The sequence below is a fragment of the Pseudomonadales bacterium genome (genome assembly GCA_024234165.1).
GTDB lineage: Bacteria > Pseudomonadota > Gammaproteobacteria > Pseudomonadales > UBA5518 > UBA5518.
In genome coordinates this window covers 634,649-649,675 of sequence record JACKOP010000003.1, presented here as the reverse complement: position 1 = coordinate 649,675, position 15,027 = coordinate 634,649, and the positions used below count along the sequence as shown (strand labels likewise).

11 protein-coding genes are annotated in these 15,027 nt (G+C 65.5%); 3 read left to right on the top strand and 8 right to left on the bottom strand.

Translation table 11 applies throughout. From position 1 onward, the window contains the following. The first annotated feature begins 53 nt into the window (after positions 1–53). Positions 54–1,265, top strand: coding sequence for a hypothetical protein (locus H7A12_12290; GenBank protein MCP5321581.1), 1,212 nt, complete (start codon positions 54–56; stop codon positions 1,263–1,265). Here H7A12_12290 and H7A12_12285 read toward each other — a convergent pair. From H7A12_12285 to H7A12_12270, 4 genes are all read right to left on the bottom strand, one after another. Further along, the gene (locus H7A12_12285; GenBank protein ID MCP5321580.1) at positions 1,254–2,006 is read right to left on the bottom strand and encodes an MBL fold metallo-hydrolase; all 753 of its coding nucleotides are present in this window, start codon (positions 2,004–2,006) and stop codon (positions 1,254–1,256) included. The genes H7A12_12290 and H7A12_12285 overlap by 12 nt on opposite strands. 133 nt (positions 2,007–2,139) lie before the next feature. Next, the gene (locus H7A12_12280; protein MCP5321579.1) at positions 2,140–3,333 is read right to left on the bottom strand and encodes a trans-2-enoyl-CoA reductase family protein; all 1,194 of its coding nucleotides are present in this window, start codon (positions 3,331–3,333) and stop codon (positions 2,140–2,142) included. 91 nt (positions 3,334–3,424) lie between these two features. Beyond that, positions 3,425–6,286 (bottom strand): insulinase family protein, encoded by a 2,862-nt coding sequence (locus H7A12_12275; GenBank protein MCP5321578.1) that lies wholly within the window; start codon positions 6,284–6,286, stop codon positions 3,425–3,427. 70 nt (positions 6,287–6,356) lie between these two features. Next, entirely contained in the window at positions 6,357–6,584 is a 228-nt protein-coding gene (locus tag H7A12_12270; GenBank protein MCP5321577.1) for a sulfurtransferase TusA family protein, read from the bottom strand. Positions 6,585–6,733: 149 nt separating this feature from the next. Here H7A12_12270 and H7A12_12265 point away from each other — a divergent pair, with 149 nt between their 5' ends. Beyond that, positions 6,734–8,200, top strand: a complete 1,467-nt coding sequence (locus H7A12_12265; GenBank protein ID MCP5321576.1) for a M48 family metallopeptidase — start codon at positions 6,734–6,736, stop codon at positions 8,198–8,200. Positions 8,201–8,453: 253 nt separating this feature from the next. Here the strand turns inward: H7A12_12265 and nadA are convergent, their stop codons facing one another. Further along, positions 8,454–9,494: a quinolinate synthase NadA gene (nadA, locus tag H7A12_12260; protein MCP5321575.1), complete on the bottom strand. Its 1,041-nt coding sequence runs from the start codon at positions 9,492–9,494 to the stop codon at positions 8,454–8,456. A 93-nt stretch (positions 9,495–9,587) separates the two neighbouring features. Continuing rightward, positions 9,588–10,331, bottom strand: coding sequence for a DUF45 domain-containing protein (locus tag H7A12_12255; protein MCP5321574.1), 744 nt, complete (start codon positions 10,329–10,331; stop codon positions 9,588–9,590). 111 nt (positions 10,332–10,442) lie between these two features. On the opposite strand from H7A12_12255, the gene H7A12_12250 reads away from it, so the two are divergent. Beyond that, positions 10,443–11,591 carry an alpha/beta fold hydrolase gene (locus H7A12_12250; protein MCP5321573.1) on the top strand — a complete coding sequence of 383 codons (1,149 nt, stop codon included), beginning with the start codon at positions 10,443–10,445 and terminating at the stop codon, positions 11,589–11,591. Positions 11,592–11,834: 243 nt separating this feature from the next. Here H7A12_12250 and H7A12_12245 read toward each other — a convergent pair whose 3' ends face one another. Both H7A12_12245 and H7A12_12240 read right to left on the bottom strand, forming a co-directional pair. Then, on the bottom strand, positions 11,835–12,563 hold the full coding sequence (locus H7A12_12245; protein MCP5321572.1) for a hypothetical protein: 729 nt from the start codon (positions 12,561–12,563) through the stop codon (positions 11,835–11,837). Positions 12,564–12,736: 173 nt separating this feature from the next. Continuing rightward, on the bottom strand, positions 12,737–15,019 hold the full coding sequence (locus H7A12_12240) for a molybdopterin-dependent oxidoreductase (GenBank protein MCP5321571.1): 2,283 nt from the start codon (positions 15,017–15,019) through the stop codon (positions 12,737–12,739). Positions 15,020–15,027: the final 8 nt, after the last annotated feature.

Sequence of the window (15,027 nt, the reverse complement as noted above, 5' to 3'; positions counted from 1 at the left end):
TTTACATTATTTTTGTAAAAGTGCCCGAATCTTGCTTGCCGCTCCGGAAACGGATGATCACGGGACTGGGCATGCCGTTACCACTGCGTGACGAAGGCGCCTCACTGAAACAGGCTCTTGCGGACGACACGCGCGCACGCCTGCGATCGGCGTGCGCGGATGTCGTGAATATGCTGTTCGACAGCGCGGCACTGGCAGACGACGCACAACGTCATGCGCGCACGCTGTTGTGGCTGCGTACGCTGCGCGAGCGTGGCGCTGCGATCATCGAGGCACTGCAGACGGATCTGGCGCGTTCCGGCGGAGTGAGCCGGACGCCCGACGGATGCGAGCTGCACGACCTGTTGCGCCACCATTTTGCCGTGCTCGACCCGCAACCCGACGAACTTGCGTTGCTCGCAACCGTGTTCAGGCAGCGTCTGCTGCAGGCGTACCCAGCGATCGATCCAAACCGGCGCGGCAACGATGTCGATGCTGCAACGGAGCGCATCGTTGCACGCCTGCGGATGGGTGCTCGGGATGCAGCGCTCGCCGAACGCGACGGCGGTGGACCCGATCCCGCAACACTGGCCACCCTGGCGGCAGCGGCTCCGTCTGCCGCGCGTCCCCGCAGTATCTGGCATTCCGTCGTGCCGACAGTGGTCGCATCGATGATGCTGCTGATCGCGGCGGGTCCGCAGGCGCCGGCATCGACGCAGGCTACCCAGACTACCCGGGCCGCCGTGACGACACTCACCGCAACCACGATCGTCCCGAGCGTGGCGAAGACGGCACAACCCGAGGCAGCCGCAAGCGATGTCACCGCTGATCCCGAAGCCGGCACAGCATCGCCACCGGCACCCGACACGCACGCGGCCACGGATCCAGCACCGAACGCACTCGATGAGACACCGGCACCACCGCCAACAGTGCCTGCATCGGTACCTCAGACCGTCAGCGATCCACGTCTGGTGTTGCAGGTGGAATTCCTGCTGCACCGCGCCGACGCCGCGCTCGCAGCCCTGCGCCTCACGGAACCGTTCCCGGACAGCGCGGCAGCGAACTATACGGCCGTGCTGGCCCTGACGCCGGACAACACACGGGCACTCGAGGGACTCGAACGTATCGTCGCGATGTACGGCAGCCTGGTGAGAGCTGCACTGGCAAGCGGCAACATGATGTACGCCAACGAACTCTTCCAGCGCGCGCACAGCGTGCAACCCGATTCACCGCTGCTGGCGCAAATGGACCACGAAATCGCGACGGCAGGCGGCTCAGCGCGCTGACCAGACGCCCTCGCATTCGATCGAACGCCCCTCGCGCTCGAGCTTGATCAGGTGCGCCCACAAGGAGTACTTCGCCATCAGGTGCATGGCGGCAGGCACATCGTCGTAGGCAGCCGGCACCAGCTCATCGAGGGTGCCGGCACGCGCCGCCAGCACACCAGCGATCTTCTTCTCACGCTGCAGCCGATGCGCGACGATGGCGTCGATCGCTGCGAGCGGCTCCGGCATCAACGCACCGTGCCCCGGCGCAAAGCGCTGCAGGGGCAGCGCGCGCAGACGGTGCAGCGACTCGAGATAGTCGTGCATGTCGCCACTGGGCGGAATGATGACCACCGTCGAGCCGTTCATGATGTGATCGCCGGTCATCAGCGTGCCCTCGTCCTCGAGCAGCACGCAGTAATGGTTCGCGACATGCCCCGGCGTATGGATCGCGCGCAGCCTGAACTCGCGCGTAGCCAGCAGCGGCTCCGCGCCGAATGGCACGTCGGGCCGGAACGAACGATCCTGGTAGGGATCATCGGGCGGGGCCGGCGCACCACGCAATTCGGCACCGGTTTCACCCGCCAGCCGCAGTGCGGCCGGCGAATGATCCTCGTGGGTATGCGTGACCAGGATCCAGCGGATCCGGCCGGCTCCCGCCGCGAGAATCGCGTCGATATGGGACGAATCGTCGGGACCGGGGTCGATCACGGCGATCTCGCGCGTGCCGACCAGGTAGGTATTGGTTCCCGGTCCGGTCATCACCGAAGGATTCGGCGCGACGATACGGCGCACGCGCGCCGAAAGCGTGCTGGTCCTGCCCGGTTCGAGCGTGATCATCGTCCCGGCCCTGCCTGCGGATGCAAGACCGCAGTCGGCCCCTGCACGCGTGCGCTCAAGCAACGAGGCCCGGAATCGGCGCTGCCGGATCCACGTCGGCATCGTAGTCGACACCCTGAAAGCCGAAGCCGAACAACTGCAGGAACTCCTGCTGGTAGCCGGCGAAATCGGTGAGCTGATCGATGTTCGCGGTCTCGACCAGCGGCCACAGGCGTTCGACCTCGCGTTGTACCTGCGGGTCGAGCTCCTTGCCGTCCATGCGCAGGCGCCCGGCATCGTCCAGCGCCGGTGCCGCCGCGTACAGGGCGGTGCGAAACAGACCATCGACCTGCTCGATGCACCCCTCGTGGGTCCCGCGCGCCTTCATGACCCTGAACAGCAGCGCAAGATAGAGCGGCATGATCGGAATCGCCGAGCTCGCCTGCGTGACCACCGCCTTCAGCACCGACACGAAAGCCTTGCCGCCGAGCGGTGCCAGCTTCTCGTTCAGGCGCAGCGCAACGCGATCCAGATCCTTCTTTGCTGCGCCGATCGTGCCATCCCAGTAGATGTCCCACGTGATCCGGTCACCGAGGTAGGTATAGGCCGTGGTACGGGCTCCCGGTGCGAGCACGCCGGCGCCGGCGAGCGCATCGATCCACATCTCCCAGTCCTCGCCCCCCATCACGGCCACCGTGTCGGCGATTTCCTCGGCACTCGCCGGATCGAGCGCGACCTGCCGGATCTCGCGCCGATCGGTATCCAGCGTGCGCTCCTCGATCCGCTTGCCGATCGGCTTCAGTGTCGACTTGTGCGTGACGCCGGTCGCGGGATGCGTCCGTCGCGGTGCCGCCAGGCTGTAGACCACCAGATCTACCTGTCCGAGCTCCCGGCGCACCAGATCGATCGTCTTCTGCTTGACCTCGTCGGAAAACGCATCACCGTTGATGCTCCATGCGCCCAGCCCTGCCGCCGCAGCCTCACGGTGAAACGCGGCACTGTTGTACCAGCCTGCGGTGGCGCACTTGCCGTCGCTGCCTTCCTTCTCGAAGAAGACTCCCACCGTCGACGCTCCACACCCGAACGCTGCCGTGATCCGCGACGCCAGCCCGTAGCCCGTCGACGCGCCCAGCACGAGCACGCGTTTCGGCCCGTTCGCGATCGGCCCCTGCGCTCGCACCCAGGCGATCTGCCTGGCCACACTGGCCGCGCAACCGCTCGGGTGCGCCGTGATGCACATGAATCCGCGAACCTTGGGCTTGATGATCATCGTGTGTCGTTCCTGTTGGAATCGGTTGCGCTGCGACGACGCATTATAGCCCCTACCCACCGGCCACCCGCACCGCCTGCGGACGGATCGCCTACCGGCGTTCGAAGCGGTACATCGCGCTGCCCGCAGGCCAGTTGCTCCTTGCCATCGTGCCGGCAGGCGGTGCATCGTTCGCATCGGGATGGGCGCTGCCTTCGCTCCAGAACCACACACCACGCCGATCCGGCACGGCAATCTGCGCGCTGAAGTGTTGCTCCCATTCTTCGCGACTCACGTGCTCGACCGCTGCAGCGATGCGCTCGCGATCGCCGAAATCCAGCGCCCCGATCGTGATCTCGGCCCAAAGCCGCTGGCTTGCCTCGGCAAGCGATTTCGGCTTCTCGCGCAGACGCTCCGCAAGCGATTGTCGATGGCGTGCGAACGTCGCCTCGTCGAGCTCGTTCGCCGTCTTGCGCTGCCCGGCGAGAAACTCCTCGAACGCCGCCGCCAGCCCGCGCGGCGCCGCCACCGGCGACTGCACTGCGAAGACCACGCCAGGCACCCGGTACAGCGGGTAGTTCTGCGCAAACGTCACGTAACCGAGCTGCTTCTCGGTTCGCAGTTCGTTGAAGAACGCCGCCCCCAGGATCTGCGCATCGAGGGCAACCCGCGCCCGCTCTTCGTCGCTGCTGTCTGCACCCTGCACGTACAGGAGCAGCGCGGAGTCCGGATGATCCACCTTGATCTCACGCGCAAGCGAGCCGCGCTTCAGCGCGACGACTTCGACCGGCGGCACCACAGCCGGTGGCGGCGAACCCAGCGCCGTGCGCGCAAGCTCAGCGAGTGCGCGCGCCTCGTCGGGGCTGTAGTTGCCGTGCACCAGCATCTCCAGCGTCAGCGCACCGCGCAACTCGGCAACGAAGCGTGCCAGATCCTCCGGCCCCGTCTGCTCGAGCGCTGCACGCAATTCGGCGTCGCGGTAGTTGCCTGCGACCAGGCTGGAGTGCATCTCGTCGACGAGTTGCTGGTACGGCGGCCGCCGCGCGCTGTTGCTCCACTGGCGCAGCAGTTCGGTGCGAATCGCAGCGAGGCGTTCCGGCGCAAACCGCTCGCGCTGCAGCGTTGCGAGCACCTTGCCGAGCAGCACCGACTGCCGATCATCGTAACCGCCGATGCGCACCGTCAGCCCGCGCGCATCGGGCTCCACGGCGTAATCGAGCCCGGCGAGCGTGGCCGGATAGGCGTATTCGTTCAGTGCATCGTTCACGAGCCGCGCATGCAACACCGCCAGCGCCGCATCGCGCGCACTGCGCCCGGGAACCGGCGACAGCAACTGCAGCACGATCGATGCCTTGGGAACTCCGAAGCTTGCGTCCTGCAAATGCCACAGCCGCAGTGACGCGGAATCGACGAGCAACTGCGGGCGCTGCTGCGCCGCGACGACCTGTTTCAACTCCACGTTGTGCGGCACGAACTCGTTCGGCCCGGGCAACACGAGCGGTACCGTGACTGCGGCCGCCTCGCGCGCCAGCTCGTTCGCATCGAGCCGGCTCACGCCGTAGGGCGTCTCGAACCAGCGACTGCTGCGGTCCGTTGCCACATCGCGGTGCGACAGCGTGAGCAACAGGTTGTCTGCACGCAGGTAACCAAGGTATCTGGCGATCAGCGCCGGGTCGTAGTCGCTGTACACGTAGGGCCCTCGCAGCGCGTCGCTGACCGGGTACTTCTGCAGCGACTCGGCCAGTCCGATCGCCGCCGAGGTCGGACTGCCCTTTTCGCGGAAACGGAAACCAAGCGCGGCCAGGTCTGCCTGCTCGCGAAAGCGCCACTCGTCGACGCCACCACGCACCGTCTGGACGGCATGCAGCACCAGCGCAGTGATCTCGCGGTAGTGCGCCACACCCTGCGCAGTGAGCTGCAGGCTGATCTGGAACGCGTCTTCACCGTAAAGGTCGAGCCCGGCCCCGGCGCTCAGGCTCTCGGCCCAGCCGCGTGCCTTCAGCGCCGACAGCACGCTCCCGGGCCCCTCGTGACCGAGCAGGTTGCCGATGTATTCGAGCGGCTTCGCCGCGTAACGCGCGCGCGCCGACGGCATGGGAAACAGCAGCGTCAGCTCGCGCAGCTCCTTTTCGGGGCGGATGCGCACCTCGAGTGGCAACGTTCCCGGCGCGAACATCGAGGGCACGTCGTGCAGTTCGCTGCGCCCGTGATCCGCGACCACACCGAAGTCCTCCGCGACCAGCGACTGCAGCTCGTCGAGCGATTCGCGCCCCAGCACCACCAGCGTCATCAGCGCCGCACTGTAGTAGCGCTCGTGAAACGCCAGCAGATCCGCGCGCAGACCACCGCGGGCAACGTCCAGCGTCTGCAGGTTGCCGACACCGAGCTTCGCGAGCGGATGGTCCGGGCGCACCAGTTCGCGCAACACGTCGTACTCACGTCGTCCATCGTCCTTCAGGCCAAGGCGGTATTCCGAGTCCACCGCATTCGCCTCGCGCTCGACGTAGGCCGGATCGAACAAGGGAGCGACGAAGAACTGCGCAAAGCGATCCAGCGCGGGCGCGAGGCTTGCCGGTTCAACGCTGAAGAAATAGTTCGTGCGGTCGATGCCGGTGTAGGCGTTGTTCGAGCCACCGTGCGCGTTGATGAACTCCATGTACTCGCCCGGGTCGGGATACTTGCGGGTGCCAAGGAACAGCATGTGTTCGAGGAAATGCGCCAACCCCTGCCGGTGCGCCGGATCGTTGCCGGAGCCTGCGCGCACCAGCAGGCTCGCTGCCGCCTTGTCGGTCTGCGGATCGGACACCAACAGCACGCGCATGCGGTTCGGCAGTTCGAGATAGCGGTATTCGCGTGAATCGTGTGCACTGCGGACCACCGCGTCGGTGGCGGCTGGCGGCACCGTGGCACAGGTCGCCAGCACGACACAGAGGAACGGCAGCAACAGCAGACGCAACGGCATCGATGCACGCATGGAGATACTCCGCAGGCGGTGGCAATGAATGAATGAATGAAGAATGAAGGATGGATGGGGTCGAGCCGGCTCAGCTGGCAACACGCTTCTGCAGCACGTGGGTGTAGACATCGTTCTCGCACGAGAATTCCAGCAACAGGTTGCCGCTCTGTTCGCAGAATGCATGGAAATCACGCACCGAACCCGCATCCGTGCTGAGCACGCGCACGCGCTCCCCGGGCGACATCGCATTGAGGGCCTTCTTGGCCTTGAGCAGCGGCAACGGACAGGACATGCCGCGTGCATCCACCTCGTGCATCGAACCGTCTCCGTACGTACGATCAGCCGTATCCGGCTGGCGTTGTAGTATAACTACCGCGTTTCGACGCCCCAAGCACGGAATCTTTGGTGTGCAGGGCGATCGAATACGGCGATTCGTCCAACCAGCAGCAGAGGCCAGCCAGTCACGTGCCATTTCCGTTCGCCAGCGTCTGCAGTCGCTCGCTTGCTCTTGCCATCGGCGGCCTTGCGCTGGTCATCGGCTGGCAGAATGCCCAGGCGATCGACATCGAACTGCCTGCTCTCGGCGACGCGTCGTCAGCAGTGGTTTCGCCACAGGTGGAGCGCAAGCTCGGGCAGGCGTGGCTGCGCATGTTCCGCAGCCAGGTGCGCACGGTATCCGACCCTCTGCTGGCAGACTACCTCGAGCACCTCGTGTTCGATCTCGCCTCCCACAGCGAACTGAGCGAGGTGCAACTCGACGTCGTCGTGGTCGAGAACCAGACCATCAACGCATTCGCGGTCCCCGGCGGCATCGTCGGGATACATAACGGCCTGTTGCTGTACGCGGAACACGAGGACGAACTCGCATCGGTCATCGCGCACGAACTCGCGCACCTCAGCCAGCGTCACTTCGCACGCGGTGTCGAGGAGGCACGCAGCAAGTCGGTGCCGAACATGCTGGCATTGCTGGGCAGCCTGGTCATCGCGGCAACCGCCGGCGGCGATGCAGGCATGGCGGCGATCACGGCGACCCAGGCAGCGATCCAGCAGCAGCAACTGCGCTTCAGCCGCTCACACGAGAGCGAGGCCGACCGGATCGGGATGCAGACGCTGGTTGCCACCGGCTACGACCCCGAAGGCATGCCACGGATGTTCACGCGCATGCTCGAATCGCTGCGCTACGCAGGGCAACGCCCGCCGGAATTCCTCCTCTCGCACCCGGTGACCGAGAACCGCGTCGCCGATTCGCGCAACCGCGCCCGCAATTCTGCGCAAGGTGGCCGTCAGAACAGCGTCGATTTCGCGCTGATGCGCGCACGCGTGCAGCTCTCCTTCGCCGAGACCCCGGGCTTTGCGATCAAGCGCTTTCGCGCCGAAATCGACAAACACGGCGAGGGTACGCCCGGTGATATCTACGGCCTCGTGCTGGCACTGACCCAGGCCAACGAACTGGAGCAGGCGCGACAGGCCCTGGCACCATTGCTGCGTGCCGATCCGGGACGCATCGCGTATGTGCTCGCGGCCGCGGATATCGACCTCGCAGCAGGCAATCCCGGCGCTGCCGCCGAGCGCCTGCAACGCCAGCTCGCCGTCAGCCCCGGCAACCATCCCTTGACGATGGCGTACGCCGAAGCGCTGCAACGCCAGGGCGACCCGCAGCAGGCTGCGCGCATCCTGGCTGCGCACGCTCAGCGTCGGCCTGCGGATCCACAGGTGTGGTACGAGCTTGCCGAAGCCTGGGGACTTGCGGGACGCATTGTCGATGTGCACCGCACCCGTGCCGAGTACTTCATCCTGAATGGTGCGCTGGACCAGGCCGAGCACCAGCTCGGTTACGCACTCGATCTCGCCTCGGGTGACTTCCACACCAGCGCCAGTGTGCAGGCACGCATCACCGACATTCGCGCGATGCGGGAAGAAATCGACCTGTAAGACAGCGCTTCAGTCGAACGGACGCGTCGGGTTTGACACGAATCCCTGTCGGCATGAATGCCGGCCTACGTGGGTCGGGTTTCAACCTGACGGCTTGGCGCAAATTCCTGTCGGCATGAATGCCGACCTACGTGGGTCGGGTTTCAACCCGACAGGTTTGACGCGAATTCCCGTCGGCATGAATGCCGACCTACGTGGGTCGGGTTTCAACCCGACAGGTTTGACGCGAACTCCCGTCGGCATGAATGCCGGCCTACGCCCTGGCGCGTTCGCGCGAAAAATTGACCATGCGCTGCAACGGAATCATCGCGCGTGCACCAAGCTCACGATCGACTTCTATCTCGTGTCCCGGGCCACCGTCCAGACAAGCCAGCAACGCTTCCAGATCATTCATCGCCATCCACGGACAGTGGGCACAACTGCGGCAGGTGGCTCCCTCTCCGGCCGTCGGGGCGATGATGAACTCCTTGTCCGGAACCTGGCGCTGCAACTGGTAGAAGATGCCCTGATCGGTGGCCACGATGAAGCGTGGATTCGGCATACGGCGCGCCGCATCGATGATCTGCGTGGTGCTGCCGACGGCATCCGCCAGCGCGATCACCGGTGCCGGTGACTCCGGATGCACCAGCACGGCAGCGTCCGGGTACACCTTCAGCAGATCCTCGATCCCCTTGGCCTTGAACTCCTCGTGCACGATGCAGGCACCGTCCCACAGCAGCATGTCGGCACCGGTCTCGCGTTGCACCCACGAGCCGAGATACTTGTCCGGCGCCCACAGGATCTTCTCGCCCCGTGACGAGAGGTATTCGACCACGTCGAGCGCGATGCTCGACGTCACGACCCAGTCGGAGCGCGCCTTGACGGCCGCCGAGGTGTTCGCGTACACGACGACGGTGCGGTCCGGGTGCCGGTCACAGAACTCCCCGAACGGACCCGCAGGGCAGCCGACATCAAGCGAGCAGGTCGCCTCCAGCGTCGGCATCAGTACCCGCTTGTCGGGAGTGAGTATCTTCGCGGTCTCGCCCATGAAGCGCACGCCTGCGACGACCAGCGTGCTCGCCGGATGGTCGTGCCCGAAACGGGCCATCTGCAGCGAATCGGAAACGCAGCCGCCGGTTTCCTCGGCAAGAGCCTGCACCAGTGGCGACGTGTAGTAGTGCGCGACGAGGACTGCATCCGTCTCGCGCAGGCGCGCGGCAATGCGCGACTTGAGGCCCGCTATCTCCTCATCGCTCAACTCGACGGGATGCCTGGTACGCAGGAACGCCTTGACCATTTCGGCCTCGGCGGCCATGTGCCCGAGCTGCATCGGATCCCCGGTCGTCATGCAGATCTCCGCGAAATCACGTGGCGAAGCATAACATGCATCCGCATTGTATATTTGACTTCACGCATCGGCACTCACCCAGTCCGGCACGTGCGTCCATGCCTGGCGCATCTCCACGCGCATCGAATCCAGGTCGGGCTCGAAGCGACGCACGGTCGCCCAGAAGCGCGGCGAATGATTCATCTCGACCGTATGGCAGAGTTCGTGCAGCAGCACGTGGCGCAGCAACGGCGGCGGCAGGAACAGCAACTGGTAGTTGAGGCTGATGTCACCACGCGTCGAGCAACTGCCCCAGCGCTTGCGCTGGGCACGGACCGTGACACTGGCGAAATCGAGACCGGTCTCCTCTGCAACCGCTTCCAGACACTCCGGCAGCGTGTCACGGGCGCGCCGCATCACCCAGCGACGCAGTGCTGCAACGCGCGCCGGCACGTCGCCAGAGGCACCGCTCAACAGCAGCTGACCGTCGTCCTTCATGGTCACGCGCGCCGACGCCGAAGACGTATGGCGATGCACTACGTCCCATTCCTCTTCGAGACCGGCCAGCAGGATAGTGTCAGGCAATTCGATCCCGTCGGCGCCGGCAGCGCCGAATTCGTCGATGCCCAGCGCATCGAGCTGATGTGCCACCCAGTCACGCCACTCGTACGCAAGCCGTGCAAGCTGGAGGCGACTCACGCCCGGCGGCGTAACCATCACCAGCCCGTCACGCGGATTCAGCGTGAGACGCACACGACGACTGCGCGGCGAAACGCGAATCCGGTACGGGATCCGGCGTCCGTCGGCGAGATGGATCAACGGCATGCTGCAGACACGGCGACAAGCGGCAAACGGGCCATTATTGTAACGCCGTGCGCCGGGGTGACGCAGGCGCAGGATGTCACACTCGCAACAGCCAGCCTGGGAGCCTCGTTCATGAGTATCCGTCCCTTCACGATCGCCATCCCTGACGAACGCCTCGACTGGATCGCCCGCCGGCTCGACGAGGCGCAATGGCCCGACCCCGCCGAGGGAGAGCCCTGGGCCTACGGCACCAGCATCACCGTGCTGCGCGATCTGGTCGAGCATTGGCGCAGCGCATACGACTGGCGCGCACGTGAGGCGGCAATGAACCGCTTTGCGCAGTTCCTGGTCGATGTCGACGTGGACGGAACGCCGTACTCGATCCACCTCATCCACGTCACCGGCCGCGGACCGCAGCCGCAGCCGAAGCCGGTACTGATCACCCACGGCTGGCCGGGTTCATTCGTCGAATTCCTCGACGTGATCGAACCACTGACCGACCCGGCCGCGCACGGAGGCGACGCCGCCGACGCGCTGAGCGTCGTGATCCCGTCACTGATCGGCTACGGCTTTTCGTCCAAGCCACGCAAGCCGATCGGACCACGGACGATCGCGCGCGCCTTCGACGCTGCGATGGCTGTGCTCGGCTATCGCGATTACGTAGCCCAGGGCGGTGACTGGGGCGCCTCGGTATCGAGCTGGCTCGGCTACGAAGCACCAGGCTGCACGGCCGTTCACCTCAACTTCACGTTCGGATGGACCAACCCCGACACGCGCCCCGAAACCGCAGAGGAAATCGCCGCGGTGACGGCTATCGGCAACATGTGGCGCGTCGAGAGTGGCTACATGGTCATCCAGTCGACCAAGCCGCAGACGCTCTCCTACGCGATGGGCGACAGCCCGCTCGGCGTTGCCGCCTGGATTCTCGAGAAATTCCACCGCTGGTCGGACCTGCCCGACGGCGACCTCTGGGCAGTCCATTCGCGCGAGAGGATCATCGACAACATCATGGTCTATCTGGCGACCGGAACCTTCGGCACCGCCTCGTGGCTGTATCGCGGCGTGCTGGACGAGCCGGTTCCGCCCGGTGCACGGGTACTCAAACCCGTTGCGGTCGCCAACTTCCCCGGCGAGCTCACGCGCTATCCGCGCTCGATGGTCGAAAAGAGCTGCAACGTGGTGCGCTGGAGCGAGCAGCCACGCGGCGGACACTTTGCCGCGATGGAACAGCCCGCGCTATTCGTCGCCGAACTGCGCGAGTTCGTTCGCAGCCTGCGCTGAAAGCCGGGCTGCGCGTCAGGGCGCGCCCGCAGGGGCGACCGTCCGGTCGCCCCTGCGGTTCGGGCAGGACTGGAGCGGCGCGAGCGGCTTGGCTGAGGGCGCGCACCGCCAAATGTCTCAATCCGGCGTTCAACCCTGTGGACGTGCCGTCGGCCTCCACCTTCACTCTGTCCAGGAAGGAGGGTCCAGAGGCGTACGCAGCGCCGGTGGTGATGAAGACAACCTTGCCCTCGACTGGTTTGCTCATCGTTTGCCCCCTTCCGCGGGATCGGCCCAGCCACCGCATCGATAGGCGGAGGTGAGGATCACCGAACCGCGAGCCAGATCGAGGAAGCGCGCGACGTTGTTCATCTCACGCTTGTGGTTGGCCTTGAAAGCCGCTTCCTTGCCGCCGGCGTTCCAGTACACCAGCGGGTCGGTCATGGCTTCGAGCGCGTAGCATTCCTCCACGATGCCGTCCCACATCGGCGCGCCGGCGGTCAGCACGCGCGTCACGATGTTCTGGCAATAGTAGAAGCTGTCCTGCGTCTCCATCCCGACCACGGTCTGGTCGCGCATCCAGATATCCATGTAGCCGTCGCGCGTGATGTCCGGGCGCTTGAACAGGAAGGCGATCTGCGAGAAGCCGGGCACGCGATCGTCCTTGCCGGGTGAGTCGGCGTTGGCGCGCGGCGTGGACTCCGCCACCGCGTAGCCGGCGATGCGCGTGACCGACTCGTCGAGCACCGCCTCGACCCGGGTGCGGATGTTCGCCGAATTCAGCCAGAACGAGACGAGCGCGTCGGGCGCGGGTTTCACCGGCTCGGCGCGCATATGCGCACCCGGCGCGACCACGTCGTCGACGATGTTGAACTGCAGCCTCTCGACGCCGAGCTCTCGCAGCGCCGCGCGCACCGGACCCAGAAGACGACTATTGAAGGCAGGCAGCGCTTCGCTCCCGTCCTTCCACAGCACGTAGATCAGCTTTTCCATGACCACTCCCTTTGCCCGGCAGTCCAGTGGGCAGAGGTTCTGCCGAAAACCGCCAGGACGGTTCAGCGTACCGCGCCAGATCCGGCATCGGGGCCGCCGAGCCAGAGTTCCTGCCGTCGCACCAGATCGACCGAGATGAAGGACAGGCAGAGCAATGCCCCTGCCCGCCGGCGTCAGGGTTCGAGCGGAAACAACTGCACGGCAGCACCATTGACCACGCTGGTGCCGGAAGCCATATCCAGCACGTCGTCGTCGATCAGGTCATTGCAGCTCACACCGGGCTGTACCGACGTGGCGATCGACTGCAATGAATCACCGTAACGGTGCCCGAAGCCGTGCGGCAGGCTGACCACGCCAGTCATCACTTCGTCGCTGACCTCGACGATCACTTCCGCGCTGCCGACACGCGAGCTCACACGGGCGCGGCCACCATCGATCAGGCCAATGCGAAGGGCGTCGTCGGGATGCACCTTCAGGGTGCAACGATTCCTGCCACGCACGTACGCACGCTGGTTGTGCAGCCAGCTGTTCATGTCGCGCAGGTGGCGACGCCCGATCAGCAACATGTCGCTGGGCCCACAACTGCCACGGCGTTCGAACTCCGCGCGCAGCCGCGGCAGATCGTCGGTGAAGATATGGTGCATCAGATCGATGCGACCGCCCGGCGTACGCAGTGCTTGCGGCAACGCCGGCTGCATCGGACCAAGATCCACACAACGATCACCGGCAATCACCTTGGCCAGCGACAGACCATCGGCCGCATCGTCGAAACCATCACCATACGGCCCGCAGCGCAGCATGGCGTCGAGCATGCGTTCGGGACCGCCCGTCTCGCCGAGCCTGACCAGCATCGTTGCAGCGTCCACGTTGCGCCCCGGCACTGCGGCAAGCTGTTGCACCAGACCTTCGATGATCATGTCATCCATGGTTGGCGCATCGATGCCGGCTACACGCGCCGTGATCTCGAGGAGGATCTCCCACAGGTCCATCGACCCCGGGTCAGGCGGCAGCACTGCCGGCGAATAGTTGACGAAATTGCGCAAGCTCGTGCTCTGCGACATCAGATCGCAATTGTTGCGTTCCAGTTGCGAGCGGGAGGGCAGGATGATGTCTGCCTGGCTGGTGGTCTCGTTGATGTAGATATCCATCGCCACCATGAAGTCCACGGATTTCATCGCTTCGCGAATGCGCTTGCCGTTCGGCACGCTGAGCACCGGGTTGCCGCACAGCGTCATCACGGCACGCACCCGGTCCTTGCCCGGAGCGGTGATTTCTTCTGCCATCAGCGAGGCTGGCAGCTCACCGCAGGTTTCGGGAAAGCCGCGCACCCGCGAATGCCAGCGGCCGTAGGGAGGCGCGTGCGCAGCCTCGCTGGCCGGGCCGGACATGCCGGTCGCTGGGCGCGGAAACATCATGCCGCCACGCCGATCGAGCTTGCCGGTGAGCAGGCTGATCGCACAGATCAACCAGTGCGCCAGCGTACCGAAGCGCTGCGTGCTCACGCCGCAGCGCCCGTACAGGGTGGCGCGTTCGGTGCCCTGGTACAGACGCACCAGGTCGCGCAGCACCTCTGGGGCCACACCGGTGATCGCCGCCGTGTTCTCCGGGGTAAAACCGTCAGTCAATGCCCGCAGTCCATCGATGCCGTCGATCAGTGGCCCAAGCCGACCCGGATCGACACCATGACCGGCAAACAGCACGTTGACGAACGCCAGCAGGAAGAAGGCATCGGTACCCGGACGGATGAATATGTGCTGGTCAGCCGCAGCCGCCGTCTCGTTGCGCCGCGGATCGATCACGACCACCTTGCCGCCACGCGCCTGCAGCTCGTCGAGGCGACGCCCCACATCCGGCGCCGACATCACGCTGCCCTGCGATACCCGCGGGTTGGCACCCATGCAGATGAACAGATCGGTGTGGTCGAGGTCCGGCACCGGGAAGGCCCATTGCTGGCCGAACAACGCATGGCAGACCATCTGCTGCGGATGCTGGTCGACCGTACCCGACGAGAAGAAGCGCTCGGTCTGGAACAGCTTCATCAGCGGCTGCAGGTAGAGCTGTGCGCCGTAGTCGTGGCCGGTAGGCTCACCTACGTAGATGGCGATGGCATCCTTGCCGTGCTCGGCGCGAATCGCGCTGAGGCGGCTGGCAACCGTATGCAGCGCTTCTTCCCAGGAAATCTGCTCCCATCCGTTCGCAGTACGCCTCACCGGATGGCGCAGGCGCTCGGGATCGTCGTGGACATGGTGAATAGCCTGCGATTTGGCGCACACGTAGCCACCGCTGCGATGGTCGTTCGGATCGCCACGCACGGACAATATGCTGTCGTTGCGGCGGTCGACCTGGACCAGCAGCCCACAACTCGCCTCGCAGATCGGACACGAGCGGCGCACGGTTTCGATGTGCGACCCCACACCGGCACCAGGACTGTCTGCGACAACCACGGCCTCGTTCATGTCGTCCT